This window comes from Amycolatopsis sp. cmx-4-54 (genome assembly GCF_046548895.1).
Lineage (GTDB): Bacteria > Actinomycetota > Actinomycetes > Mycobacteriales > Pseudonocardiaceae > Amycolatopsis.
In genome coordinates this window covers 1-24,091 of sequence record NZ_JAEBEJ010000006.1, presented here as the reverse complement: position 1 = coordinate 24,091, position 24,091 = coordinate 1, and the positions used below count along the sequence as shown (strand labels likewise).

Below are 24,091 nucleotides of genomic sequence, written 5' to 3'. Positions count from 1 at the left end.
ACCCATGAAACGCACTCTCGCGGCCGCCGCACTGGCCGTGACCGCCCAGTTCGTCGTAGCCGCGCCCCTCGCCCAGGCGGCGCCCCCGCCGGGTGCCTGTCACAACCCGGAACCGGCGAGGTCCGCCGTACCGGCGCAGCCCTGGGCACAGCAGGTGCTCGATCCTCAGCGGGCATGGCCGCACAGCCGAGGCGACGGGGTCCTCATCGCGGTGGTCGACTCCGGTGTCGATGCCGACCATCCGCAACTCCAGCGGGCGGGAAAGGTTCTCCCCGGCCGGGACTTCTATCTCGCCGGAACCTTTCCAGGCTCGTTCGACTGCGTCTCCCACGGCACCGGGGTGGCCGCCATCGCCGCCGCGGATCCCGTGTCCGGTATCGGTTTCCACGGAGTCGCGCCGGACGCGCGGATCCTGCCGGTGCGGATCAGCGATCGCGATGTCGGCGACCAGGGCGAGTCGCTGCGGATCGACCCGCAGGTGGTGGCCAACGGGATCCGGTACGCCGCGGACCAGGGCGCCAGGGTGATGAACCTTTCGCTGTCGGGCCACGAGGACTTCGCCGTCATCCGTGACGCCGTCGCCTACGCGGTCGCGAGAGACGCCCTGGTGGTGGCCGCGGCGGGCAACGGACAGCGGGACGCGAACACCGAACTGCCGTCGTATCCCGCTTCCTACCCCGGTGTGCTCGCGGTGGGCGCGGTGGACATCGACGGCGCGCGGATCCAGGGTTCCCAGGTCGGTCGCTATGTCGACCTCGTCGCCCCCGGAGCCAAGGTGCTGGCCGCGACGAGAGCGGCAGGCCACGCCTATGTCGACGGCACGAGTTTCGCCGCCCCGTTCGTCACCGGCACCGCCGCACTGGTGCGGTCCGCCTGGCCCCGGCTCAGCGCCGCCGAAGTCGCGCAACGGCTGGTGGCCACGGCGAGCCCGGCCCGCGGCGGACGGGGCAGCCCCGCCTACGGGGCCGGTCTGGTCGATCCGTATCGGGCGGTGACCGACGGGCTCGATCCGCAGAAACCCGCGGCCCTGCCCGCTTTCGTCCCGTCACCGCCCGACAAGGCGCGGCTCGACAGGGAAGCCGCCGACGAGCGCGCGGCGGGGATCGCGAAGTGGCTCACCGTCGCCGCGGTGACCGGAATCGTGCTGACCGCGCTGATCGCGGTCGTCGTGCCGCGCGGGCGCCGCCGTCGCTGGCGGCCCGCCCGAGCGGAGACGGTGCCCGATCGGCCCGCCGTAGTCGAACCGCCGGAACAGGTCTTCCTGATCTCCGAGCCCTGATTCCCTCGCCCATGAAGAATCCCCGGAGCGATGTGCTCCGGGGATTCTTCATGGGCGAGGGATCACGCCCGGCCGAACAAGGCACTGCATTTCAAGACGGTGTCGTGATAGCCGTCGGCCGCTCCGTTGGTGACCACGCCCTTCTGCTGGCCGCGCTCGATGTCCTCGCCGGCGAGCTTCTGGTCGCACATCAGCGCCGCGTAACCGTCGGTGTTGTTCTGGCCCTGCCAGTAGTCCTCCATACGCAGCGCCTCGTGGCGCTGGTCGTCCAGCGACTGGCCGTGCTGAGCCATCGTGCTCTGCAGGTTGCCCGCGATCGCACGCAGGTCTTCGAACCTCGCCGAGATGAGTCCGTCAGGCATTTGATCTTCCTTTCAACCGGTACGTCAGCCGATGACCGAGCCGATGGCGTTACCCCACTCGCTGTCCACGTCGTCGTAGTTGACGTGCACCTGAGTGATGTTGTCGGACATGAGGTCCACGTTCTGGGTGTTCCTCCCCCAGTTCTCGTGCCTGGTGATCTCACCGGCCTCGGACATCCGGCTCGCCTGTCCCTTCCAGCTCGCGCTGTAGCCTTGGACGCTGCTGAGGCTCGACTGCAGCTGAGCGTTGATGTCCTCACCGATCGCCCGCGTCTTCGCCGCGTACGCGGCCATCGCCGCGGTTTCGCCGTAGAGATCGAAGCTCATTTCATCCTCCATTCCACGACACAGGTGTTCCTTACCTTGGCCAAGTTAGTGAGCGATCGAGGCACTTTCCGGTGCTCGGCAGCTTCCTGCCAGCGCGGTCCCGGAGCCATCGCCGTGGCCGACGATCGTTGTCGTGTCGACAGTCGTGGTGAAGCGCCCCACCCGCAGGCCGGGCCCGGAGATGCCGTCCGGTGAGCTGATCCTTCAGCCGCCGCCCGAGATCCCGCCCCCGCCCGCGCGGCAGTGGGCCCAGGTGCTGATGGTGCTGCCGATGGTGGCGATGACGGCCGGGATGCTGCTGATGTACTCCGGCAGCATGAACGGGTCGATGCGCTTCGCGATCTACGGGATCATGGGCGTCGGCATGCTCGGCATGGTCGTCATGGGCTTCCTCCAGGGCGGTGGCCCGAGCAAACGGGAAATGGGGCACGCCCGCCGGAAGTACCTGCGGCATCTGGCCCAGCATCGGTTACGTCTACGGCGTTCGATCCGCAAGCAGCGCGAGGCGATGGAGTACCTCCACCCGGACCCGGCCTCGTTGTGGTCGCTGGCGGGAAGCTATCGCCTTTGGGAGCGCCGCAAGGAGGATCCCGACTTCGGTGTCGCCCGCATCGGGCGGAGCGCCCAGAACCCGGCGACCACCCTGGTCACTCCCGACACCAAACCGCTCGAAGAGCTGGAGCCGTTGTCCGCGCTGGCGCTGCGCCGGTTCATCACCACCTATTCCACTGTGGACAGACTGCCGATCGCCATCGCGATCAACGGCTTCAGCCGGATCTACCTGCGTGGAGACCGGGAAGCCGTCCTCGGCATGCTGCGCGCGACACTGGGGCAGCTGGCCACCCTGCACTCCCCCGACGACCTGCGCGTCGCGGTCTGCGTGAACGAGGAACACCGGGCCGCCTGGGAGTGGACCAAGTGGCTGCCGCACGCGCTGCACCCCGAGCGCTCGGACGCTCTCGGCCCGCTTCGCCTGGTGGCGCCGAGCATCCAGGCGCTGGAGTCGATGCTGGAGGAGGAACTGGCCAAACGACCGAGGTTCGACCCCGAAGCGGACGTCCGGCTGGCCGGACCGCATCTGGTGGTGGTGCTCGACGGCGGCGCGGTCGCCGGCTCGTCCCATCTCATGACCGGCGGCGGTGTCGAAGGCGTGACCGTCGTCGACCTGACCACGATGCCGCCGAGGGCCTTGGACCGCACCACCGTCGTGCTCGCCGTCGACGCGGACGGTGGACTGCTCAGCGAGACGATCGACGGTGAGGCCCCACTGGGGAAAGCCGACCTGATGGGCGCCGTCGCCGCCGAAGGGCTCGCCCGTCAGCTGGCGCCGCTGCGGCTGACCGCGGGCCTGCGGGGCGAGGCCCCGATGAGCACCGAACTCGGGCTGGCGGAACTGCTGGAACTGGGTGATCCGTACGAATTCGATCCGGCCGACACCTGGGAGCCGAGGCCGAACCGGGACCGGCTCCGGGTTCAGTTCGGCATCCAGGCCGACGGCGCCCCGATCGAACTCGACCTCAAGGAGCCGGCGCAGGACGGCATGGGGCCACACGGCCTGCTGATCGGGGCCACCGGTTCCGGGAAGTCGGAACTGCTGCGCACGTTGGTCCTCGCGCTGGCGGTCACCCATCCGCCGAGCTCGCTGAACTTCGCGCTGGTCGATTTCAAGGGCGGCGCCACCTTCACCAGGCTGGACGCGTTGCCGCACACCAGCGCGGTGATCACCAACCTCGCCGACGAACTGCATCTGGTCGACCGGATGACCGACGCGATCAACGGCGAGCTGATCCGCCGTCAGGAACTGTTGCGGGCGGCGGGCAACTTCTCCTCCTTGCGCGACTACGAAAAGGCACGGGCCGCGGGCGCACCGCTGCCCGAAGTGCCGACGTTGCTGGTGATCTGTGACGAGTTCTCCGAACTGCTGTCCGCCAAGCCCGACTTCATCGACATGTTCGTCCAAATCGGACGGGTCGGGCGTTCGCTCGGCGTGCATCTGCTGCTCGCCTCGCAACGCCTCGAAGAAGGCCGGTTGCGTGGCCTGGAAACCCATCTGTCCTACCGGGTCGGGCTCCGGACGTTCTCCGAGATGGAGAGCCGGGCGGTACTCGGGGTCACCGACGCCTTCAAACTGCCGCGCGCACCCGGGCACGGGTTCCTCAAGGTCGGTACCGAGCCGATGGACCGGTTCCGCTCCGCCTACGTCTCCGGGGTGTACCAGCGCGCGACCGGGGGCAGTGTGCCCACGAACCCGGGGGAACGCCTGGTGCTGCAGGAGTACACCACGGCCTACGTCGCCGAGGAATTCGACGTCGAGCCGGAGGAGTCCACCGAGCCGGACGACGACACCGCCGTCGGCGAAACGTTGCTGGACATCCTGGTCGATCGGCTCGAAGGGCGGGGAACCCCGGCGCATCAGGTCTGGTTGCCACCGCTGGCGGAGTCCCCGACCCTGGACGCGCTGCTGCCCCCGCTGGTCACCGATTCCCGGCGCGGGCTCTCCGCCGGTGCGAGCGGTTCGCTGCGGCCGGTGCTGGGCATCGTGGACCGGCCGTTCGAGCAGCGACGCGACCCGCTGGTGCTGGATCTGGCAGGCGCCGCCGGGCACGTGCTGGTCATCGGGGCTCCGCAGACCGGGAAGAGCACGGTGCTGCGGACGCTGATCGCCAGCCTGGCGCTCACACACACTCCCCGCGAAGTCCAGTTCTACTGCCTCGATTTCGGCGGGGGAACGCTCGCCTCCATCGCGGGCCTGCCGCATGTCGCCGGCGTTTCGGGCAGGCTCGACACCGGTGCCGTCCGGCGGACGGTGGCCGAGGTGTCGACGATCCTGGCCCAGCGGGAACGGCTGTTCGCCGAACAGCAGATCGACGGCATCGTCACCTATCGCAAGCTGCGTGCCGAAAACCGGTTCCCCGCGGAACGGCACGGCGACGTCTTCCTCGTCATCGACGGCTGGCAGACGCTGCGCGGTGATTTCCCGGAACTCGAAGAGACGGTCGGCGACATCGCCGCGCGCGGCCTTTCCTACGGCGTCCACGTCGTGGCCGGGTGCTCCCGCTCGTTCGATCTGCGGATGAACGTCCGTGACCTGTTCGCCAGCAGGCTGGAGCTGAAGATCGGCGATCCGATCGACTCCGTCATCGACCGGCGTGCCGCGATGAGCGTTCCGGCCGACGCGCCAGGACACGGAATCGCCATGAGCGGGCACCAGATGCTGATCGCGCTGCCCCGTATCGACGGCGTCACGGAGGCGGACGACCTCGCCGACGGCATCGGCGCGCTCGTCGAAGCGGTGAAGACGGCGTGGCCGGGCGAGCCCGCGCCGTCGGTCCGGCTGCTGCCGGGAATCCTGCCGTACGACGAGCTTCCGCCCAGCGATGGCGTTGCCGGCGCGGACGGCGAGGCACCTGGGCTCGCGGTCGGGATCCACGAAAGCGACCTGTCCCCGATGCGGCTCGACTTCGCCAAGGACCCGCACTTCTTCGTGCTCGCCGACACCCAGAGCGGCAAGACGTCGTTCCTCCGGGTGCTCGCCAAACGGATCCAGAAGGCCTACCGGCCGGACGAAGCCCGCATCATCCTGGTCGACCATCGCCGGAGCCTGCTCGGCGAAGTGGGCGAGGAACACCTCCTCGGTTACGGCACCAACGACGAGCAGAGCGGGCGAATGCTCCTCGAGACGGCGAAGGCCCTGTCGAAACGGCTGCCGGGACAGGACGTCACCCCCGAGCAGTTGCGGAAGAGGAACTGGTGGGAGGGGCCTGAGATCTTCGTGCTCGTCGACGACTACGACATGGTGGCCACGCACAAGGAACACCCGCTCATGGCGTTGCTGCCGCTGGCCGCACAGGGCTCGGACATCGGACTGCACGTGGTGCTGGCCCGCCGGACCGGTGGCGCGGGCCGCGGCCTGTTCGAGCCTTTCCTCGGCAGGCTGCGGGAAGTGGGCACGCCCGGCCTGATGATGTCCGGCGATCGTGACGAAGGCCCGCTGCTGGGCGGAATGCGAGCGCAGGTCCTGCCCCCGGGACGTGGCTGGCTGGTGGACCGCCGCGGCCAGAAGGGGCTGGTGCAACTCGCCTGGCTCCCGGAGCGGGAATGACCTGTTCCTGTCGCCACCCCCGGAGGAGAGCCCGGAAGTGGTTGCCTTTCCGCAAAACGACGTGAGGAGTGACGATGAGCGGTGACGAGATCAACGGCGACACCGACGCCATGCGGGAATTCGCGTCCCGGATCATGGGCAGCCTCGACACGCCGCCGGTCAGCAACATTTCCCGGATCGACAGTACGACACCATGCTTCGGCGGGCTGGACGACTTCTGCATGCATCTCACCGCCGCGGAAAACGAGAGTATCGGCAGGCTCCAGACCTTCATCACACAGGCCGAACAGGGATTCGCCGCGTACAGCGCCTTCGTCCAGCAGACGGCCGCGAGCTACCTCCGTGCCGACGAGACGGCCCGCCAGGAGATCTTGAACACCTTCGTCTCGCAGCGCCCTCAAGGCCTCCCGGCGATCGATCCCCGGCTCCTCACCCCGCAAGACGGACAGCGCTGAGGGGATCTTATGGCCTCCATCGAGGAAATGTACGGACAACTCACGGCCGAGGTGCACACCCACGTCCCCAAGCTGGTGGCCACCGGCTACCTGTGGCGGGACGCGAGGGCCTGGATCGACGGGCAGGCGACGCTCCTCCACCAGCAGGCGAATCAGCTCGTCACCCAGGATCGGTGGCCCGACGCCGCCGGACGCCAGTTCATGGCACGGGTGACCCGGGACATCACCGTCATGCGGAGTTGGATCGACCCGAGCGGGATCGTCACGTCGATGGCGACCGTCGGGCTTCCGATACCGCAGAAGCAGACCACCGCGTCGGAGGTGCTCGACAAGGTCAACAGCCTGAACCTGGCTCTTTGGGCGGCCCTGAACACCGCGAAGGACCAGGTCGACCACTACAACAGACTGTCCGAAGAGGACAGGGGGAAACAGCGGCAGGCCATCGAAACGAAGATCGCCGACGAGATCACCAAGCTCGGCCCGAAATACCAGGACGCGGCGCTGGCCATGAAGAACGCCATCGGCCTGCCCTGGGAAGGCCCGCTCGCCGCGACGTCCGGACAAGGACGCCCCGGACCGGCCACGAACGGCGTTCCCGCCTCCGGCGCAGCGTCTCCCGGCACCGCGCCCTCACCTTCTTCCCCGCAGCCGCAGGAACCCACCCCCACGGAGGAAGAGGTCCCGGAGGCGACGGATCCGGTCAAGGACGCTCTCGAAGCGGCACCCGGTGCCCTGGACGCGTTGAGCCAGGCGATGCAGTCGGCACAACAGCTGCTGGGCGGTGGCACCACCTCCCCGAGCCCGACGCCGCTCGGTCCGCTCGATCCGATCGATCCACTCGGGCCGGGAGGCTCACTCACCCCCGCGGAGATCGCGGACCGGCTCGCCCGGCTCGACGGTGGGTCGGGCCTGCCGAGCCTCGCCGGGGGCGGGGTGAGCCCGGTCGGTGGTCCGGCGGGTGGAGCCGGTGGGGCGACTGCCCCGACGACGCCGATCAGCCAGTCGACACCCGGCGGCGCCGGCAATGCCGCTTTCCCGGTGGCGGCTTCCTTTTCGGCCACGGGTTCCGGCGGCACCGGCGCGGCAGGCACTCCCGGCGCGATGCCGCCGGCACAGCAGCAACCGCAGCAAGGCGGAGCGAAGACCGGCAACGGCATCAAACCCGGCGCGGCCGAACACGCCGCCACCGGACGGTCACGGGACCGCAAACCCGGTACGACGCCGGGGGTTTCACTGCTCGGCCGGTCCGGACGTGGCCGTCCGGTCGACCGGGCAGGCGAACCGGCTCCCGCGCCGCGGCGGTGGGACCGGGAGAACGACACGGTCCAGCTGCTCGACGAGGAGTTGTGGCAGGTCAACCAGGAAGACAGTGGTCCGCGCTATCGCGCCGGACAGTGAGGAGGGGTAGATGCCCGATCAAATCAACGCGGACACCGAGTCGATGAGCGCTTACTCGAGCAAGCTCACCGCCCCGGAAATGCCGCCGTCGCTGGCACGGCTGGGGACACCGCCGAATCTGACCGGTCTCTTCGAAGGTATCGCGATGTCGGTACTGGACAAGGCCGCCACCGCGAGTGTGGCCGCGTTCATGACGAAGATGACCGAAGAGATGGTCACCGACTCGACGAAGGTCAAGACCGCCGCGATCACCTACAGCGCGGCGGACGTCACCAGTGCGCTCGAACTGGCCACCTCCGCCACCAAGGTGCTCAAACAGGGCATCGATCTGGTGAAGCAGACGGCGGGCTCCGTGCAACAACCGTCCACCACCACCGAAAAACCGGCCGACCCGGCCGCGGGCGGCGCCCCGCAGGACCTGGTCTGAGGAGCTGATCATGGCTGTTCCCTACAATCTGCTGCCGATCGAGGCGCATCTGGCGATGATCACCGCCGAGCAGGCCAACGTCGCCGTTCTCACCGACGCCGCCCGTATGTGGACCGAATCCCGTGCCTGGATCGAGAACGCGTCGACCGAACTGCACACCCGCGTGGGCGAGCTTTCGCCGACGTGGCAGGACGACGCGGGTCGAGCCCACGAAGAACGGGCGCAACGCTCACTCGCCGAACTCCGGTTCTGGGGTGAGCGGATCGATCTGGCCCAGCCCGCCGAAACGCTGACGACGCTGGCGAGCGGCATCCAGGAGACGATGCAGGAGGTGTCGTTCCTGCACAGCCAATACATGGCGGCGATGACCAGCCCGCTGACCGCTTGGGCGGCTCCGCTCTTCCAGCAGGCCTCCGGCGCGCGGATGACCGCGCTCGGCGCGCAGTTCGACATGTCGATGCTCAAGGTCGTCTCGGCTTCCGGGATCGAGCAGCCCGACCATCTGATGCCCGAGACACCGCAGGCGTCCGCGGAGGGGAACTCGCCCGCCGACTTCATCAAGGCGGCCGAAGCGGGAATGAACGCGCTGACGGAAGTGCAGGGGCTGGCCGAGTCGCTCGGTGTCGGCGGCGGGAGCACTGGGACCGGGACGGACGTCTCGATGCCGGAAATCCCCGGCTACGACGGGACGTCAGGTGTTTCGCTCGCCGGGCTCGCCCCCCTCCCGACCGCGGCCGGGGCGGTCCCGGGTCTCGGTGGGGTCCCCGGCGGCTCGGGCGCCCCGCCGGTCCCGACGGGGCTGCTCGGCGGTATCGGCGCGGCGGGCGGGCTGGCCGGTCTCCCGGTCGCGGCGAAGCCGATCGGCACGAAGAAGGCGCCCAGCCTGGCCGCCGAAATCCAGCCGGCGGCAGCGAGCACGTCCACCGCGAAGGCGGCGACGGGCCCGATGTCACCGATGTCACCGCCGCACGCCGGCGGGCAGAACACGGCGAGCACGCTCCGGCCGTCGTCGAACGACCAGCCGGTCGGGCGGAACGGGTCCGGTCGCCGGGCCTCCTCCGGGGGAAGCGACGGCGTCCCGGCGAAGCTGCGCGGCCGGGCCGCCAACGGCAATCCCGACGCGGGGTTCACGCTGGCGCGCGGGCAGCGGCCGGGTGAGTCGGAGTCGGGTTCGGTGCAGATGCTCGACGAAGACCTCTGGCGGCCGAACTCCCGCTGAACCGCTTGTCCGTGAAGGCCCCCTTCACTGCGCTGGACGCAGTGAAGGGGGCCTTCACGTCGTTCCCGTAACTCGCGTGTCTGAAGGCGTAACTCGCGTGATTGGAGGCGTAACTCGTGTGTTACGCCTTTAATCACGCGAGTTACGCCCAGGATCACGCGAGTTACGGGTCAGCCGCCCAGGGTTTGGCGCCGTGCGGCGGCCGGGTCGAGGCTCGGGCCCTCGGGCAGCCTCGCGACCAGGCCGGCGGGCAGCCGCACCGGGCGCGCCGACGGGTAGCCGAGCATCTTCAGCACGTCGGGTGAAGCCAGCGGGTAACGGCGCCCCATGTCGGTCACGACGGTCAGCGTCCCGGCCGGGGCCTGCGCGGAGGGCATCGCCTCGACGACGATCGCGCTGCCGGGCGGCACGTGGACGCGGTCCGCGAGCGGCGTCCCGGTGGCGGTTCGGCGGGCGGTGGTGGACATCGGGTCCGCGGCGGGCAGGACGGGGTCGACGGTCAGCGCGGGGGCCGCGGAACCGTCGCCGAAGGTGGCGCAGACGGTGGCGTCCTGGTCGCGCAGGCGCGCGATGGCCGGACGGGTCACGGGCGCCGCGCCGGCGTCGGCACGGACCGGGTCCAGCTGCCGGGACATGGTCGCCAGCGAAGGCGGCAGCGGCACGGTTTTCGGCTCCGTGCCGGGATAGGCGGCCACCATCTGGGCGCTCGCGCGCTGGACGTCGTACTGCAGTTCGGTGATGGGCCGCAGGGCGTCCCGTTCGGCGAGGTAGTGCTGCTGCCCGCCGCCGGAGGTCTGCACCATCAGCAGCATCCCGTTCCGGATGTCGGTCCGGCCAGGGACCGCGATGGACACCTCGCCCGCCGCCGCCACCGGCAGCGGGCCGATCGGCGTCCCTTCCGGGAGCACGTCGAGCCACGCCCGGCCCACCCGCGCCCACGGTTCGGCGGTGAGCGCGAGCCCGGTGCCGACGGCACCGTAGTCGGTGATCCGGTGCCGATGTCCGCGCCATACGACGAAGCGGTCGCCGGTCGACGTCGATTCCACCAGCAGCGCCTGGTCTCCCAGCTCCGCGCCGCCCGACGGCGAAGCGCCCGCCAGCAGTACCGATTCCTCGATCCGGCTGCCCGCCAGGTCGCTCGCGGGCGCCGAGCACAGTGACCACGCTCCGGTGAGCAGCTTTCCGGGGCCGGGCAAGCCGTCCGGGGCGTCGGCGATACCGATCCGGGGCCCGCGCGGGACTCCGGCGAGCGATTCGCGCGAAACCCGTTCCGTGGTGCCGTGTTCGCCGAGCAGCAACAGCGCGGACGCGTAGTTCGCGACGGGGTGCAGCCGTTCGTCGAGATAGACGTACCGCGTCCCGCTCTCCTTCTCCACGATGACGGCGGCGTTCTTGCGCCAGGCGTTGTTCCCGCCGGGCACGATCATCCCGTAGACCCCGACGCACGCCAGCGCCACGATCGCCAGCGCGACACTGGCGAACGCGGCGCCCGACGGACGCCGGAAAGGTGGCTGCTCCGGGTCGGTCTCCCTCGTCACGAGCGCGGAGATCGCGCGCTGCACCAGGAATTGGTACGCCTGCAGTTGATCCCGTTTGGACGCCATGGTTCAGCCCCCCAGCCCGCGCACGTAGCCGTACAGGCCGAGCACCGAACACGCCACCGGGACGACGGCGATCGTCACCAGGATCTCGAAGTACTCGGCGATCCGGCCGAGATAAGGGTTCGCGGCGCGGGTGCTCAGCACGACACCGGAGGCGATCACGCCCGCCGCCACCGCCAAGGACAGCGGTCCGGCGAGGACGAGCAGCATCGAGCGGTCCGCCATGAGCGGACCCGCCAGCAGGCAGCCGGCGCCGAAGATCCCGGTCACCAGCACCAGCAGCCGCTGCCGCAGGATCGGGTACAACCGCGCCCGCACCAGGAAACCGGCCGCGAGCAGGGCGACGAGCACGACCGCGGCCTCGCTGTCGCTGCGGATCAGCTGCAACTGGCAGTACATGACGACGATCGCCGCGCCGCCCAGCATCCCGGTGAGCAGCGCGTCCGCTCTGGCGACGGCGGCGTGCACGAGATCGAGCGGCGGCTGGGGATCGTCGCGGACCAGGTCCGCGGTCGAGCGCGGCAGCACCGGCATCGGCACCCGGCCGAGCCGCAGCGCCAGCGGCGCGAACGTGGTCGAGAGCACGAGGACCCCGCCGCCGATCACGGCCGCCGACCGGTAACCGGCCAGATCGTCGAAGGTGGCGAGCCAGCCACCGAGCACCCCGAGCAGGCCGACGGTGGCGGCCCCCGCGAACAGTTCGGGGGCGGCGATCACGCCGAGATGGCCGACGACGGCCGCGAGCAGCAACGCCGCGCTCGCCAGCAGCAGATGGCCGGCGGACAGCGCGCCGATCGGGTCGTCGCCCGCCAGCAAGAGCCCGCCACCGGCGAAGGCGAACGGAAGCGCGACGGCGGCGAGCACCGCCCCGGCACCGGCGTCGCGCATCGCCCGCGCGAGCAGGACACCCGCGGCCAGCAGCAGCGCGGAGACCGCCAGCGCCCAGGACGCCGGTGCCGTCCACGGCGGACCGGCGCGCAGTACGGCGAGCAGCCCGAAGGACATCGCCACCCCGCCGACGGCCAGTCCGGCCTGCCGCGTATGCCTCGGCCCCCAGGCCTTGCCGGTGCGGCCGGAACCGGTGGCGATCGCGTCCACGAGGTCGTCGTACTCGGGTTCCGGCCATTCGGCCCGATGCGGTGTCAGATGGAGGATCTCCCCGTCCCGAACCCGGTGCGCGCCCAGCGTCCGGTCCGGATCGAAGGGTGTCCCGTCGGCGCGGCGCAACTGCCAGCCGCCGCCGGCGACCCCGTCGTCCGCCATTCCTTCGCCCGCCCGCGCGAGCAGGCCGGGAAGGATTTCGGCGACGGACGCGTGTTCCGGCAGCGCCATGTCGATGCGCCGGTGCGGAGTGGTGATGGTGACCCTGACCAGGCCGGCAGTCTGCATGGGAAAAGGGTCGGCCAGCGGCCCGCCCGCCGGGCCCCCGCGGCAGGAACCTGCCGCCGGGAAAGTACTCCGGATCCGGTCTTCTTGCGCGACAATGGGGTCATGAGCATCGAGACAGGAGTCGGCGGACCGAGGCTGCTCGCCAAGGGCCCCATCGCCACCGTCTACGCGGGCCGGGATCCCGCCACGGGCAACGACTTCGCGATCAAGATGTTCCCCGGCGCCTTCGACCGTGAGACCTCCGCGTGGCTGGAACGCGAGCGGAAGGCGCTGGCCGCCGTGCGCGCGACGCGATCGGTGCTGCAGATCGACGACGTCCTGACCGACGCGGGCGGCCGGTCCGGTGTCCGCCGCGAACTGTGCCCTGGTTCACTCGCCGGCGTGCTGGATTCCGGTGCCAGGCTGGGTGTTCCCGACGTGCTCGCCCTCGGCGCCGCGATCGCGTCGGCACTCGCCGCGGCGCACGGCGCGGACGTCGTGCACGGCGGGGTGAGCCCGCACAACGTGCTGTACCGCGCCTCCGGCGAATTCGTGCTCGCCGACTTCGGGGTCGCCCTGCGGCGGCGGTTCCCGCGCGATCCGATGTACGCGGTCGAGTACACCGCGCCGGAAACCCTGCGCGACGACACGCTTTCCCCCGCGTCCGACCTTTATGGACTCGGCGCGGTGCTCTACGCCGCGTTGACCGGCACACCGCCCTTTCCGCGCCACACCGGGCAACAGCCCGGCGAACGGATCCTCCAGGTGCTGCGGGAACCGGTCGCGCCCATACAGGCCCCTGGCGTCCCGAGGGAGCTTTCCGCCACGATCCTCCGGTTGCTGGCCAAGGAACCGGCCGACCGGCCGCAGGACGTCGCGTCGCTGGCGCGGCTGTTCACGAAGCTGCGGCAGCCCGGCGGCGAAGTCGTCACCGGGGAACCCGTCGACGTACCGGCCGAAGAAGACGCCGACGTCGAGTTCGACGACTTCGCCGTGGTGCGGCAGCCCGCCGCCCCGTCGCCGGTCCAGGTGGTGCAGGCGCCGCCCTCGGGCGGCCGGACCCTGATCCGCGAGTTCAGCGGCCCGCTCAAGACCGAGCGGCGGTTTCCCTGGAAACCCGTCGCGCTGGCCGGCGCCGGAGTGCTCGCCGCCGGGCTGGCCGTGGTGCCGCTGGTACTCGGCCCGGCGGAGGTCGGCGGGCAGGCCGTCCCGGTCGCGGCCGCGATCCCGCCGCCCGCACCGGTTTCCGCTCCGGCGCCGGACGTCAAGCTGGCGCTCGCCCCGCCGCGCGACCAGAGCGATCACGTGCAGCTGACCTGGACCGCGGAAGGCGAACTGGACTTCGTCGTGATCATGGCGGGCGAGCGGCTCGAGACGAAACAGCTCGTCGCCCACCGCCAGCGCAGCCTCGACGTCCCGGTCGACCCGGCGCGCCGGTACTGCTTCCAGCTCAGGGCGACCGACGGCCGTCACATCTACACCACCGAGCCGGTCTCGATCCGCGGCGCCCGCTGCAACCCGTGAGCCGAAGGGTGACAACGCTCGTTCTCTTTGAGGGGTACGGCGAACATGGCGTGTTGCGAAAGCCACTTTCGCAACGTTGAAGGTTGGGAAAGTGGCTTTCGCAACGGTCCGCGGACCGCTTCAGTCCTCTTTACGGCCCTTGACCGGCACCAGGGTTCGCGGCTCGAGTGCCGCCAGCACCCGAGCCGCGAACGGTCGGGTGGCCAGGCCGCGACGCACTTCGCCGACTTCCTGCCACGCCCTCCGGACCGCACCGTCGCCGACCGGGACGCCGGACCACAGCGTCACGTCCAGCACCTTGGCCAGCCTGGCGACCGGCTCGCGGATCCCTTCCCCGGCAAGCGATCCGGCCGATTCGGCGAGATCGCGCGGGGTCATCCCGATCCGGAACGGCACTCCGTGCGCGCGCAGCCGGTCGCGGATCTCGTCCCAGGCACCGAGCACCCCTTCCTCACCGGTCCGGCGGCGACGCCGTCGGGCGCGGACCGCCTTCGCCGCCGGAACCCCCAAGAGCCACAAGAGTCCGAAAAGGACGATCGCGCCGGCGAGGGCGGGCCACCACCAGTTCACCCCCGCCTCCGCGTTCTGGTCTTCGGTGGAGTCGGGCTGCGTGCCCGGCGGCAGCTGAGGCGGCCGCAGTTGCTGTTCGGCGGGCAGCTGGGCCCTCGCCTTGGCGACCGCCTTGCCGGGCCCCGCCTGGTTCCGGCTCGACCCGACCGCCGCGGCGGTGGGATCGAGCGCGACCCAGCCCGCCCCGGCCACCGCGACTTCGGGCCACGCCAGGACATCACGGTTCCGGACGACGTGCGTGTCGCCGTCCTTCTCGGCCGCACCGCGGAACCCGACGACGAGCCGCGCCGGGATTCCGTTCATCCGCGCCAACACCACGTACGCGGCGGCGAACTGTTCGCTCGTCCCCCGCTTGCTTTCCAGCAGGAAGTGCCGGAGCTGCGGCCAGCCGTGCCCGGTCGGCAGTTCCTCCGTGCCCGTCGCGACCTGATAGTTCGTGCTGAGGAGCCGTTCCAGCTGCAACGCGGACTGGAACGTCGGGCGCAGCCCGCGCACGGCGTCCTTCGCCACCTGCTCGACGTCGGGCGGCACCGCGCCGAGTCCGCCGAGCCCGCCCGGTGCGCGCGCGTCGATCTCACCGGAACCGAGATCGATCTCGGGAGAGGACCAGTTGAGCCGGTAGTCCCGCACCGAGCCGGCCGACGGCGATTCCAGCATCAGCGTGCCCGCGGTCTGGTCCACCAGCGGGGTCAGCCCGTCCACCCCGGTCAGATCCCGATGGCTCGGCAGCCAGGGGCCCGAAAGCCCGCGCACCTTGAGTTCGGCGCTGCCGCCGGCACCACCGGGAGCGCCGTCCAGACCCACGCCGAGCCGGTGGAGCCGGGAATCGGACAGCCAGTTCGCGCCGTCGAAACCGTTGAGCACGATCAGGCGCCATTGGTCGACCGGGGTGTCGCCGCGGTAGCGGAACACCTCCTCGCCGGGCCGGATGAGCCGCTGGGCGATCTCGTCCAGCGGGTTGCCGACCCTGCTCTTGGGCGGCGGCGCGGCCTGAGTGTCCTTGAGCGTCAGCGGATCGCGGCCGACGGGATCGAGCGCGGCGAACGCGACCGACCCGGCGACCAGGGCGACCACAGTGGACAGTGCGGGCCAGATCACCGACCCCGTCACCCGCCACGAACGCGGCACGCCGGGTGCCCGGCTCACGGACCGGACGCGGCGCCCCGACCACAGCAGGAGCCCGGCGGGCAGCGCGAACCCCAGCGCCGCCGCCACCGCGACGGGTCCCGTCAACGCCTGATACGCCTGCGCCAACCCTGCGACGACCAGGCTGGGCACGAGCGCCACCAGCGGCTTCTTCAAGCGCAGCACGAGTTCCAGCCCGAGCACGACGGCGAGCAGGACCGACAGCGGGACGAACAGCAGTTGCTCGGGGACCGGCAGCGCGGGCCAGGTGGACTGCAGCGTGAGCCGCCAGCCTTCGGTGAAGCCGCGCGCCAGCCCGCGCACCGAAGCGCCGGTCGGCAGCGCGGCGAGCGTGGTCGACGTCAGGACCGACTCGATCAGCCCGAGCAGACCGAGCACCGCGACGAGCAGCGGCCGATACGGCGTCAGCTTGGGGAACTTCGCGGTGAGTTCGACGCAGCCGTACGCGACCACGACGACCACGAGCACCGGCACGAGCAGTTCCGCCCAGCCGAACACGGGCGCGAACAGCAGCCCGGCCACCCCCGTCGCGCCGAGCAGCCCGGCGACCGCGAGCCGATCGAACGGGGCGCTCATGCCTTCCCCACCAAGGAGTTCCATCGGGCCGCGGCGCCGGCGGCGTCGACCGCGACGATCACGCCGCCGGAGCCCGCCGACGGCCGGAGGTCACCGAGCCGCACCACGGTGTCGGGCCGCCAGCGGGCCGCGTGACCGAGATCGGCGTCCGGGCCGGTGATCACCACGAGCACCCCGCCGGGGCGTTCGGCGGCGGCGAGGGCCGAGGGCAGCAACGGCGCGTCGTCCGTCGCGTCCTGTGTGACGAGCGCGAGTTCGTCCAGCAACGTCCTCGCCGCGCGCACCCCGCTGTCGGTCAGCGTGTCCGCGCCGGCCGAGGTGATCAGGCGGCAGTGCTGCCCCGACGACGCCGACGCGTAGAACAGCGAAGCCGCCATCTCGACGGCCTCCTCGAAAACGGCGGGGGTCATCGACGCGGGCCGCGTGTCGAGCACGGTGGTGAACCGGGGCTGGGCGGGGTCGGCGTACTCGCGCACCATGAGCCGCCCGGTCCTGGCCGACGCCTTCCAGTGCAGATGCCGGACCTCGTCGCCGATCACGTACTCCCGCACCGAGCGCAGATCCGCCGAACCACGCAGCGGCGGGTCGGTGATCGGGCCTTCGTGGTGGTGCCTCGGGTGCCCGGCCTGCGCCGCGCGTACCGCGTGCCGTCGCGGATGCACCCACAACCACGCGGAATCCCCGACCGTCCGGTCACCGCGGGCGAGGTCGAACAGGTCGGGTCGGTGCACCACGAGCGGGCCGACGCGCAGTTTCCCGCGTGTCGTCGTCGGAAGCTCGTAGTGGTACGTCGCTTCGGCGCCGGGCGCGAGCGGGCGGACCCGCAGGCGGTGCGTTTCGGTCCCGATCCCGTCCCCCGCGGCGAAACCGCCGTGCCGCCGCGAGCCGGTGTTGCGCACGACGAGCGAGGCCAGCGCGGGTTTACCCCGCTCGACCCGGTCCGGCTGGACGGTCCGGCCGATCTCCACCCGCGGCCGGAACCTGGTGGTGACCAGCGCGATCAGCACCGCCCCCGCCGCGATCCCCGCGAAGGCACGGAAAAACGTGTATCCGGCCAGTTCGCCGAGGGCGTAGGACCCGGCGGCGAAGGCCAGCACGATGACGCCGCGGCGGGTGAGCCGCACGCCTACCTCCCCATCGCGGCCATGGGAGCGGCCGTCGCGCCCAGGAGTTCGTCGACGATGTCGGCGGTCCGCCGCTGGTTGAGTTCCGCGTCGGGGGTCAGCACGAGCCGGTGGTCGAGGACCGGATGCGCGACGTCCTTGACGTCGTCAGGGGTGACGAAGTCGCGGCCGAAGGTGGCGGCGAGCCCTTGCGCCGCGCGGATCAGCGCGATGCTGCCCCGCGGGCTCGCGCCGTAGCGGACGTCCGGATGCGACCGGCTCGACGCGGCCAGCCGCACCGCGTAGTTGACGATCTCCGGGGCCAGGTGGGACTTCCGGACCTCGTCGATGACCGACTGGACGTCGGCGATGCCCAGCACCGGCTTCAGTTCGTCCGGCGTCACCCCGGCGCAGTCCCCCATGACCACGCGCATCTCGGATTCCACATCCGGGTAGCCGACCGAAATACGCATGAGGAACCGGTCCAGCTGCGCCTCGGGCAGCCGGTAGGTGCCCTCCAGTTCGATCGGGTTCTGCGTGGCCACCACGAGGAACGGCCTCGGCACCGCCTGGCCGACCGAATCGACGGTGACCCGGCGTTCGGCCATCACCTCCAGCAGCGCGGCCTGCGTCTTCGGCGTACCCCGGTTGATCTCGTCCGCCAGCACCACGTTGGCGAAGATGCCGCCGGGGTGGAACTGGAAACGTTCGGCGTTCTGGTGATAGACCATCACGCCAGTGATGTCGCCGGGCAGCAGGTCGGGGGTGAACTGGATCCGGCTCCACCGGCCGCCGATACTGGCGGCGACACAGCGCGCGATCGTCGTCTTCCCGACGCCGGGCACGTCCTCCATCAGCAGATGCCCTTCGGCGAACAACGCCGCCACGGTGAGCCGGACGACCTCCGGTTTACCGCGCACCACCGATTGCACGTTCTCGGCGATCTGCTCGTAGGCGACCCTGGGCGTGAGCGTCACAGAAGTTCCTTGTCCTTTCGTCGGCGCAGGCCCACCAGTGCCATCGGGCCGAGCCAGAACAGCGCGCCACCGTTCACCGACGGCACGCCTCTCCAGCTGTCCGAGGCGGTACCCGCGGAGGTCCTGATGGTCGCGGTGATCGTGATGGCGCCGAGCCAGGTGACCTCGGAGATGGTCAGGGTGGTGGCGCCGGAACACACCTGCGGTTTGGTCTCGCTGAAGAATTCGGCGGTGCAGGTCGCGGAGGCGCCCTTGCCGTCGGCTCTCACGGAGACGAGCAGCTTGTCGTCCTTGCCCCGCACCTGGGTGATGGTGATCGTCGGCGGCCCCGAAACGACCGGGACGGTGACCTTCCTGCTGCCGGTGGCCCCGGTGAGCGTGGCGGAACCGAACTTCGTCACCGCGCGGACCGTGACGGTCGCGGCGCCGCTGACCCCGGTGAATTCCGCGGACGTGGCAGAAACCGTGCGCTGCCCCTTGCCCGTCACGCTGACCAGGTAGTGCACCAGCGTGCCGCCGCGGAGGTCGGGCTGGGTCCAGTTCACCGACACCTTCCCGTCCGCGGAGGCGTTCGCGGTGACGACCGGTGCCCCGGCCGGCCGGTTCGCGGGTCCCGGAATGACCGCCTTGGCGCTGGCGCCGGGGCCGATCCCCGCCGAGTTCTCCGCGACCACGGTGAGCACATACGGGGTTCCGTTGGTCAGCCCGGAAATCGTCGCCCCTCGTGACGATCCACCGACTCGCATGGACCCTCCGGTCCAGGTCACCCGGTAGCCGGTGATCCGCGCGCCGTTGTCGGCGGCCGGGCTCCACGAGACCTTGATCGAGCCATCTCCCGAGGTCGCGCTCACCTTCCTCGGCGCACCGGGCGGAGTCGCCTTCGCCACCGGCGGGGGCGCTTTCTGGGTGATCGGCGGAGCCTGCTGTTGTTGTTGTTGTGGCGGCGGGGGCTGGCCGCCGGACGGTTCCGGACCGGCCGACGGCGCGCCCGCGGTCTGGCTGTTGGCCGCCTTGTCGACGTCGACGTCGACCACCGTGCCGTCGTCGCCGTTGACGACCAGGACGTGCGAGCCGTCGGCGCTGTCGACGTAGATCCGGTTGTCCTCGCCCTTGGCCAGCCTCGGCGCCGTTCCCTGACCCGGCACCTTGGTGGTGGACCGGAGCTTGCCGGTGGCGTCGTAGGTCAGCACCTCGCCGCGGGTCTCGTCGACCATGGCGACGACGTTCGACGAGGAGAGCGGGCCGTTGAACCGGCTGCCCTTGGACAGCTCGACCGAAATCGGCTTCGCGGACGGGCGATCCTGGTCGAGACCGCTGATGTCGATGAGGTGGAGCTGGTTGCGCTCCGGGTCGGCGATGGCCAGCCGGTCACCGACGGCGCTGTTCGCGACCTGCGCCGACGGCGAAAGCTTGATGCCGAGCGGGAGTCCGTCGCCGAGCCCGTCCGGTCCGACGCGGTGGAGGCTGTCGCCGGTGGTGTCGAGCACGACCGGCCGGTCGCCGACGAGCGTCAGCCCGCCGCCGTGTCCGGGCGGGAGCTGCGCGGGGCAGGTCATGACGGCGGCGCTCTTGGGCAGTTCGCAGACCGAGCCGTTGTCGACGCGGTGCGTCCACACCGTTCCCTCGGTCGTCGCGACCGGCCGGGACAGTGGCCCCCCTGCGGGCACTGTCGCGGCCGGGTCCCCGAGTCGCACGATCTGGCCCGCGTTGCGGTAGACCAGGTACGGGCCGCCCGCGATCTCCAGCACGAACGGGGTTTCCGGCGCGGGCGGCGGCACGGACTCCTCCACGCTCAAGGTCGCCTTGTCGAACTCCGTGATGCGGTTCCGCTCGACCACGTATCCGGAGCCGTCCCCCTGCGCGACCTGGCTGCCGTTCGCCGCCGGCACGTCCGCGCGCGCGTCGACGCGGTTCGTCGAACCGTCGACGTGGAACGCGGACTGGGCGGCGTCGTTGTAGACCCAGTGACCGACCTGGACGAACTCCAGCCGTTCCGGGGTCGCCGCCTGTCCGGTCACGGCGAGGCCGACCAGCGCCAGGCAGCCCGCGACCACCAGCGCCACGGCCATTCTCGTTCTGGCCACCGCGCTGAACCGCTTTTCGGTGTTCACGCGATCAAGCTAGAGAGCGACCATGAAATTTCGATGAAACAGCTCGTCTCGCCGCGCGCGGGCGCCGTGTCATCGAAACCTCATGTTGGCCGGGGCAGCCTGAGGCGACACGGTTGAGGAGGCAGGACGATGACCGATCCCGGCGCGGCCAGGACGAGCGGGCGGTACCACGCGCCGCCCCCGCCGCTTCCCCGAGTCGCACCGGCCGCACCGCGGGCCGCGGCCGTACCCGATCCGCTCGCCTACGCCGCGCCCGCCGCGCGGGCGGCCGCACGTGAAGCCGCGCTGGCGGCGCTCACCGCCGCTCGCCAGGCGGAGCAGCGACCGCGCTGGTCCGCGGCGGTACCCGTCCCCGCCCCGGCGCCCGGTGCGCCACGACCGGATCCGCCGGCGCCCGTCCCGGTGCGGCGATCCGGGCGGTTCGGGGGGATCGGGGTGCCGCAGATCGTCTGCTGGCAACTCGTCCTCGTCGCGGTCGTCCTGGTGGCGGGGCGGCCCTGGCCGCTGGTGGCCGCGGTGCTCACCGCCGCCGTCGTGGTCCTCGCGCTGACCGCCGTGCGTATCCGCGGACGCTGGCTCTACGCCTGGCTCGGTTCGGCGTCCGGCTATCTGACGCGTGACCGCGACCGGGATCTCCGGAACGCGGGTGAAGCGGGCCGGGCGCTGCTGCGCCTGCTGTCGCCGGAAGCGACGGGGACGGCGGGCGAAATCGGCGACGAGACGGTTTTCATGGTCAGCCGCGCCGACGGCATCACCGCCGTGCTGCAACCGAAATCGGCCGCACGCGAGCAGCCGATGCCGTCACCGCTGACGTTGCTGCCCCCGGCCCGCGAACAGGCGTCGGACGTCGCCGCGCAGGTCATCCACCACGTCGGCGCGGACCGTTCACGGCCGCCGCGGGGCTGGGTCGCGTTGCAGGCGCTGCGCACCGTCGACGTCCACCGCGACGCGGACGTGCGGCAGGCACTCGGGAACACGGTCCGGCGGGTGCGGCGTCAGCTCCGTCGCGACGGACTGCCGGTGCGGGCGCTCGCCGAAAACGAGGTCCTCGGCGTACTCGCCTCGCTGGCGCACGTCACGGCCGGCCGGGCGCGTATCCGCGAGGACTGGCGGTTCTGGCACAGCGGGCCGATCTGCCAGGCGACCTTCCGCCTCGACGGCTGGGACGCGCTTTCGCCGGTCCTCACGGCGGATCTCTCGCGACGGCTGCTCGCCGCCGCCCCCGGTTCCGCGGTGACCCTCGCCGTGACCGCCCGGCGGAGCGCCGCCGAGACCGAACCGCGCGTCAGTGCCTCGATCCGGATCGCCGCCGCCGGACCGCAGGCGGTGGACCACGCGGTGCGGGATCTGGAACTCGCCGCCCGCCGGGGCGGGCTCACCCTGGACCGGCTCGATGGCAGGCACGCCAAGGGAGTGGCGGCCACGCTGCCACTCGGGGTCAGTTGAGCACGACGATCGCGGCGGTGAGCGCGGTCGCGTACAGCGTCCAGGCGAGGTACGGCAGCAGCAACGCGGCCGAAAGCCGGGACGACCGGCGGAAGTACAGGGCGGTGACGACGATCGCGACATCGAGCAGGACGATGTCGGCCAGGGCCAGGCCGTAGGCGCCGGCCGCGAAGAACAGCGGCGTCCACGCGGCGTTCAGGAGCAGTTGGAGAACATACCAGTTCAAAGCGCGGCGTTCGCCACCGGATTTCCAGTACAGCCAGCCCGACACCGCGATGGCGAGGTACAGGACCGTCCACACCGGACCGAACAACCAAGCGGGCGGCGCGAACGACGGCCGTTCAAGTCCACTGTAGACAGAGCGGGCGTCGGCCGCGGCGAGCCCGCCGACGAGCGCGACCACCGCGACCGCGGCCAGGAACGGGAGTAACGCCAGCGGCGCGCGGAGTCGTCCTGGGATCGCGGTCATCTTTCGAGGGTAAGGCCGCGGACACGCCCTCGCGCGCTCAAAACCCGGTCGCGCCCGCGCGGGCTCGACCCTAAGCTCGTCCGCGCGATGAACGACGACACTTTCCTTGCCCACGTGGCGGACACCCTGGCCGCGCTCCCCGCGGTGCACGCCGTCACCCTCGGCGGATCACGCGCGCAGGACACCCACGGCCCCGGCAGCGACTGGGATTTCGCCGTCTACTACCGCGGCGGCTTCGACCCGGCGGACCTGCGCGCCGTCGGCTGGGACGGCGAGGTCTCCGAACTCGGCGCGTGGGGCGGCGGCGTGTTCGACGGCGGCGCCTGGCTCACGATCGACGGCAGGCAGGTCGACGTCCACTACCGCGATCTCGGCTCCGTCGAACACCATCTCGCCGAAGCGCGGGAAGGCCGGTTCCACTGGGAGCCGTTGATGTTCCACCTCGCGGGCGTCCCGAGCTACCTGCCCGTCGCCGAACTCGCGGTCAACCGGGTGCTGCGCGGCGACCTGCCGCGGCCGGACTTCCCGGAAGCGCTGCGGGAAACGGCTCCGGCGATGTGGCGAGGCCGTGCCGATCTGACGCTGCGTTACACCCGCGGCGCCTTCGTCCCGCGCGGGCAGGCCACGGAGGTCGCGGGCGCGCTGGCGACCGCCGCGATGGAGACGGCGCACGCGGTCCTCGCGGCCCGCGGCGAGTGGGTCACCAACGAGAAACGGCTGTTGCAGCGCGCGGGATTGCGCGAGATCGACACGGTCGTCGCGGGGTTGCGCACGGATCCGGACGCCCTCGCCAAGGCTGTGGACGACGCGGAGGCGCTGTTCCGGGCGACCGCCTGAGCCTTGTGGCGCTGTTCCGGGCGACTGCCAGAGCCTTGTGGCGCTGTTCCGGGCGACTGCCAGAGCCTTGTGGCGCTGTTCCGGGCGACTGCCAGAGCCTTGTGGCGCGCGTCACGGAATGACCGGCGATCTTCAGCGCTACAGAGAGATAAGACCCGTTCCGTACCAAGGGAGTGACATGTCCGCCACCGCCACGCCGGAAGAAACCACTCTGGCCGTCCCCGCGCTCGACGACTTCGATTTCCCGCTCACCGATGGCGCCGCCTGCCGCATCGACGACCCGGACTGCGAAGCCTGCCAGTAGGGCTTGTACGTGAAGGCCCCCTTCCTTGCGCCTGGCGCAGTGAAGGGGACCTTCATGTACTTGGACCGCCGCGAAGGCCGAGTTTCCTCGGCTCAGCCGAGGGAAGGGGGCCTTCACGCGCACCTGTTGTGACTCCTGGTGCGCAGGGGGCGATCGCCGAGTACGTGAAGGTCCCCTTCCTTGCGCCAGGCGCAGTGAAGGGGACCTTCATGTACTCGGACCGCCGCGAAGGCCGAGCTTCCTCGGCTCAGCCGAGGGAAGGGGCCTTCACGCGCACCTGTTGTGAAGGCCTCCTTCCCTACCCTGAAAGTAGAGAAGGAGGCCTTCACGGCGCTTCCGGACTGAGTCGGCCGAGGGTCGCGAGCGCGCCCCACCTGCGCGATCGGCCCCGCCGGCCGGCCACGCACCACCACCACCACCGACGTTGCGAAAGCCACTTTCGCAACGTTGAAGGTTGCGAAAGTGGCTTTCGCAACTCACCCACTGCTCC

19 protein-coding genes are annotated in these 24,091 nt (G+C 71.0%); 10 read left to right on the top strand and 9 right to left on the bottom strand.

The features are described 5' to 3' along the window. Positions 1-4 precede the first annotated feature (4 nt). Positions 5-1,279, top strand: a complete 1,275-nt coding sequence (mycP, locus tag ACLJQ7_RS20630; protein WP_410649843.1) for a type VII secretion-associated serine protease mycosin — start codon at positions 5-7, stop codon at positions 1,277-1,279. A 62-nt stretch (positions 1,280-1,341) separates the two neighbouring features. Here the strand turns inward: mycP and ACLJQ7_RS20625 are convergent, their stop codons facing one another. Both ACLJQ7_RS20625 and ACLJQ7_RS20620 read right to left on the bottom strand, forming a co-directional pair. Next, on the bottom strand, positions 1,342-1,641 hold the full coding sequence (locus ACLJQ7_RS20625) for a hypothetical protein (protein WP_410649842.1): 300 nt from the start codon (positions 1,639-1,641) through the stop codon (positions 1,342-1,344). Positions 1,642-1,665: 24 nt separating this feature from the next. Next, positions 1,666-1,968, bottom strand: a complete 303-nt coding sequence (locus ACLJQ7_RS20620) for a hypothetical protein (protein WP_410649841.1) — start codon at positions 1,966-1,968, stop codon at positions 1,666-1,668. A 133-nt stretch (positions 1,969-2,101) separates the two neighbouring features. On the opposite strand from ACLJQ7_RS20620, the gene eccCa reads away from it, so the two are divergent. The 5 genes from eccCa (at position 2,102) to ACLJQ7_RS20595 (ending at position 9,569) form a co-directional block, all read left to right on the top strand. Further along, positions 2,102-6,070, top strand: coding sequence for a type VII secretion protein EccCa (gene eccCa, locus ACLJQ7_RS20615; RefSeq protein WP_410649840.1), 3,969 nt, complete (start codon positions 2,102-2,104; stop codon positions 6,068-6,070). Positions 6,071-6,144: 74 nt separating this feature from the next. Then, a complete protein-coding gene (locus ACLJQ7_RS20610; protein WP_410649839.1) occupies positions 6,145-6,525 on the top strand; it encodes a hypothetical protein in 381 nt (126 codons plus the stop codon). Positions 6,526-6,534: 9 nt separating this feature from the next. Continuing rightward, positions 6,535-7,923 carry a hypothetical protein gene (locus ACLJQ7_RS20605; RefSeq protein ID WP_410649838.1) on the top strand — a complete coding sequence of 463 codons (1,389 nt, stop codon included), beginning with the start codon at positions 6,535-6,537 and terminating at the stop codon, positions 7,921-7,923. A 10-nt stretch (positions 7,924-7,933) separates the two neighbouring features. Beyond that, entirely contained in the window at positions 7,934-8,350 is a 417-nt protein-coding gene (locus tag ACLJQ7_RS20600) for a hypothetical protein (protein ID WP_410649837.1), read from the top strand. A gap of 10 nt (positions 8,351-8,360) precedes the next feature. Further along, on the top strand, positions 8,361-9,569 hold the full coding sequence (locus ACLJQ7_RS20595; protein ID WP_410649836.1) for a hypothetical protein: 1,209 nt from the start codon (positions 8,361-8,363) through the stop codon (positions 9,567-9,569). Positions 9,570-9,739: 170 nt separating this feature from the next. Here the strand turns inward: ACLJQ7_RS20595 and eccB are convergent, their stop codons facing one another. Both eccB and eccD read right to left on the bottom strand, forming a co-directional pair. Next, positions 9,740-11,173, bottom strand: a complete 1,434-nt coding sequence (gene eccB / locus ACLJQ7_RS20590) for a type VII secretion protein EccB (RefSeq protein ID WP_410649835.1) — start codon at positions 11,171-11,173, stop codon at positions 9,740-9,742. A gap of 3 nt (positions 11,174-11,176) precedes the next feature. Beyond that, positions 11,177-12,559: a type VII secretion integral membrane protein EccD gene (gene eccD / locus ACLJQ7_RS20585; RefSeq protein ID WP_410649834.1), complete on the bottom strand. Its 1,383-nt coding sequence runs from the start codon at positions 12,557-12,559 to the stop codon at positions 11,177-11,179. Between the two features lie 102 nt (positions 12,560-12,661). Here eccD and ACLJQ7_RS20580 point away from each other — a divergent pair, with 102 nt between their 5' ends. Further along, positions 12,662-14,062, top strand: a complete 1,401-nt coding sequence (locus ACLJQ7_RS20580; RefSeq protein WP_410649833.1) for a serine/threonine protein kinase — start codon at positions 12,662-12,664, stop codon at positions 14,060-14,062. A gap of 120 nt (positions 14,063-14,182) precedes the next feature. Here the strand turns inward: ACLJQ7_RS20580 and ACLJQ7_RS20575 are convergent, their stop codons facing one another. From ACLJQ7_RS20575 to ACLJQ7_RS20560, 4 genes are read right to left on the bottom strand one after another with little or no spacing between them, the layout of a single operon-like run. Then, positions 14,183-16,354 carry a DUF3488 and DUF4129 domain-containing transglutaminase family protein gene (locus ACLJQ7_RS20575; protein ID WP_410649832.1) on the bottom strand — a complete coding sequence of 724 codons (2,172 nt, stop codon included), beginning with the start codon at positions 16,352-16,354 and terminating at the stop codon, positions 14,183-14,185. Further along, positions 16,351-17,478, bottom strand: a complete 1,128-nt coding sequence (locus ACLJQ7_RS20570) for a DUF58 domain-containing protein (RefSeq protein ID WP_410649831.1) — start codon at positions 17,476-17,478, stop codon at positions 16,351-16,353. Before ACLJQ7_RS20570 ends, ACLJQ7_RS20575 begins: the two co-directional genes overlap by 4 nt. A 2-nt stretch (positions 17,479-17,480) precedes the next feature. Beyond that, positions 17,481-18,434, bottom strand: coding sequence for an AAA family ATPase (locus ACLJQ7_RS20565; RefSeq protein ID WP_410649830.1), 954 nt, complete (start codon positions 18,432-18,434; stop codon positions 17,481-17,483). Then, positions 18,431-20,545, bottom strand: coding sequence for a fibronectin type III domain-containing protein (locus ACLJQ7_RS20560; RefSeq protein WP_410649829.1), 2,115 nt, complete (start codon positions 20,543-20,545; stop codon positions 18,431-18,433). Before ACLJQ7_RS20560 ends, ACLJQ7_RS20565 begins: the two co-directional genes overlap by 4 nt. Positions 20,546-20,674: 129 nt before the next feature. Here ACLJQ7_RS20560 and ACLJQ7_RS20555 point away from each other — a divergent pair, with 129 nt between their 5' ends. Continuing rightward, a complete protein-coding gene (locus ACLJQ7_RS20555; RefSeq protein WP_410649828.1) occupies positions 20,675-21,991 on the top strand; it encodes a type VII secretion protein EccE in 1,317 nt (438 codons plus the stop codon). On the opposite strand, the gene ACLJQ7_RS20550 is transcribed toward ACLJQ7_RS20555, so the two are convergent. Further along, positions 21,984-22,460, bottom strand: coding sequence for a TspO/MBR family protein (locus ACLJQ7_RS20550; RefSeq protein ID WP_410649827.1), 477 nt, complete (start codon positions 22,458-22,460; stop codon positions 21,984-21,986). The genes ACLJQ7_RS20555 and ACLJQ7_RS20550 overlap by 8 nt on opposite strands. Positions 22,461-22,547: 87 nt before the next feature. Here ACLJQ7_RS20550 and ACLJQ7_RS20545 point away from each other — a divergent pair, with 87 nt between their 5' ends. Next, the gene (locus tag ACLJQ7_RS20545; RefSeq protein WP_410649826.1) at positions 22,548-23,297 is read left to right on the top strand and encodes a nucleotidyltransferase domain-containing protein; all 750 of its coding nucleotides are present in this window, start codon (positions 22,548-22,550) and stop codon (positions 23,295-23,297) included. 178 nt (positions 23,298-23,475) lie between these two features. Continuing rightward, positions 23,476-23,601: a hypothetical protein gene (locus ACLJQ7_RS20540; RefSeq protein ID WP_005159680.1), complete on the top strand. Its 126-nt coding sequence runs from the start codon at positions 23,476-23,478 to the stop codon at positions 23,599-23,601. Positions 23,602-24,091: the final 490 nt, after the last annotated feature.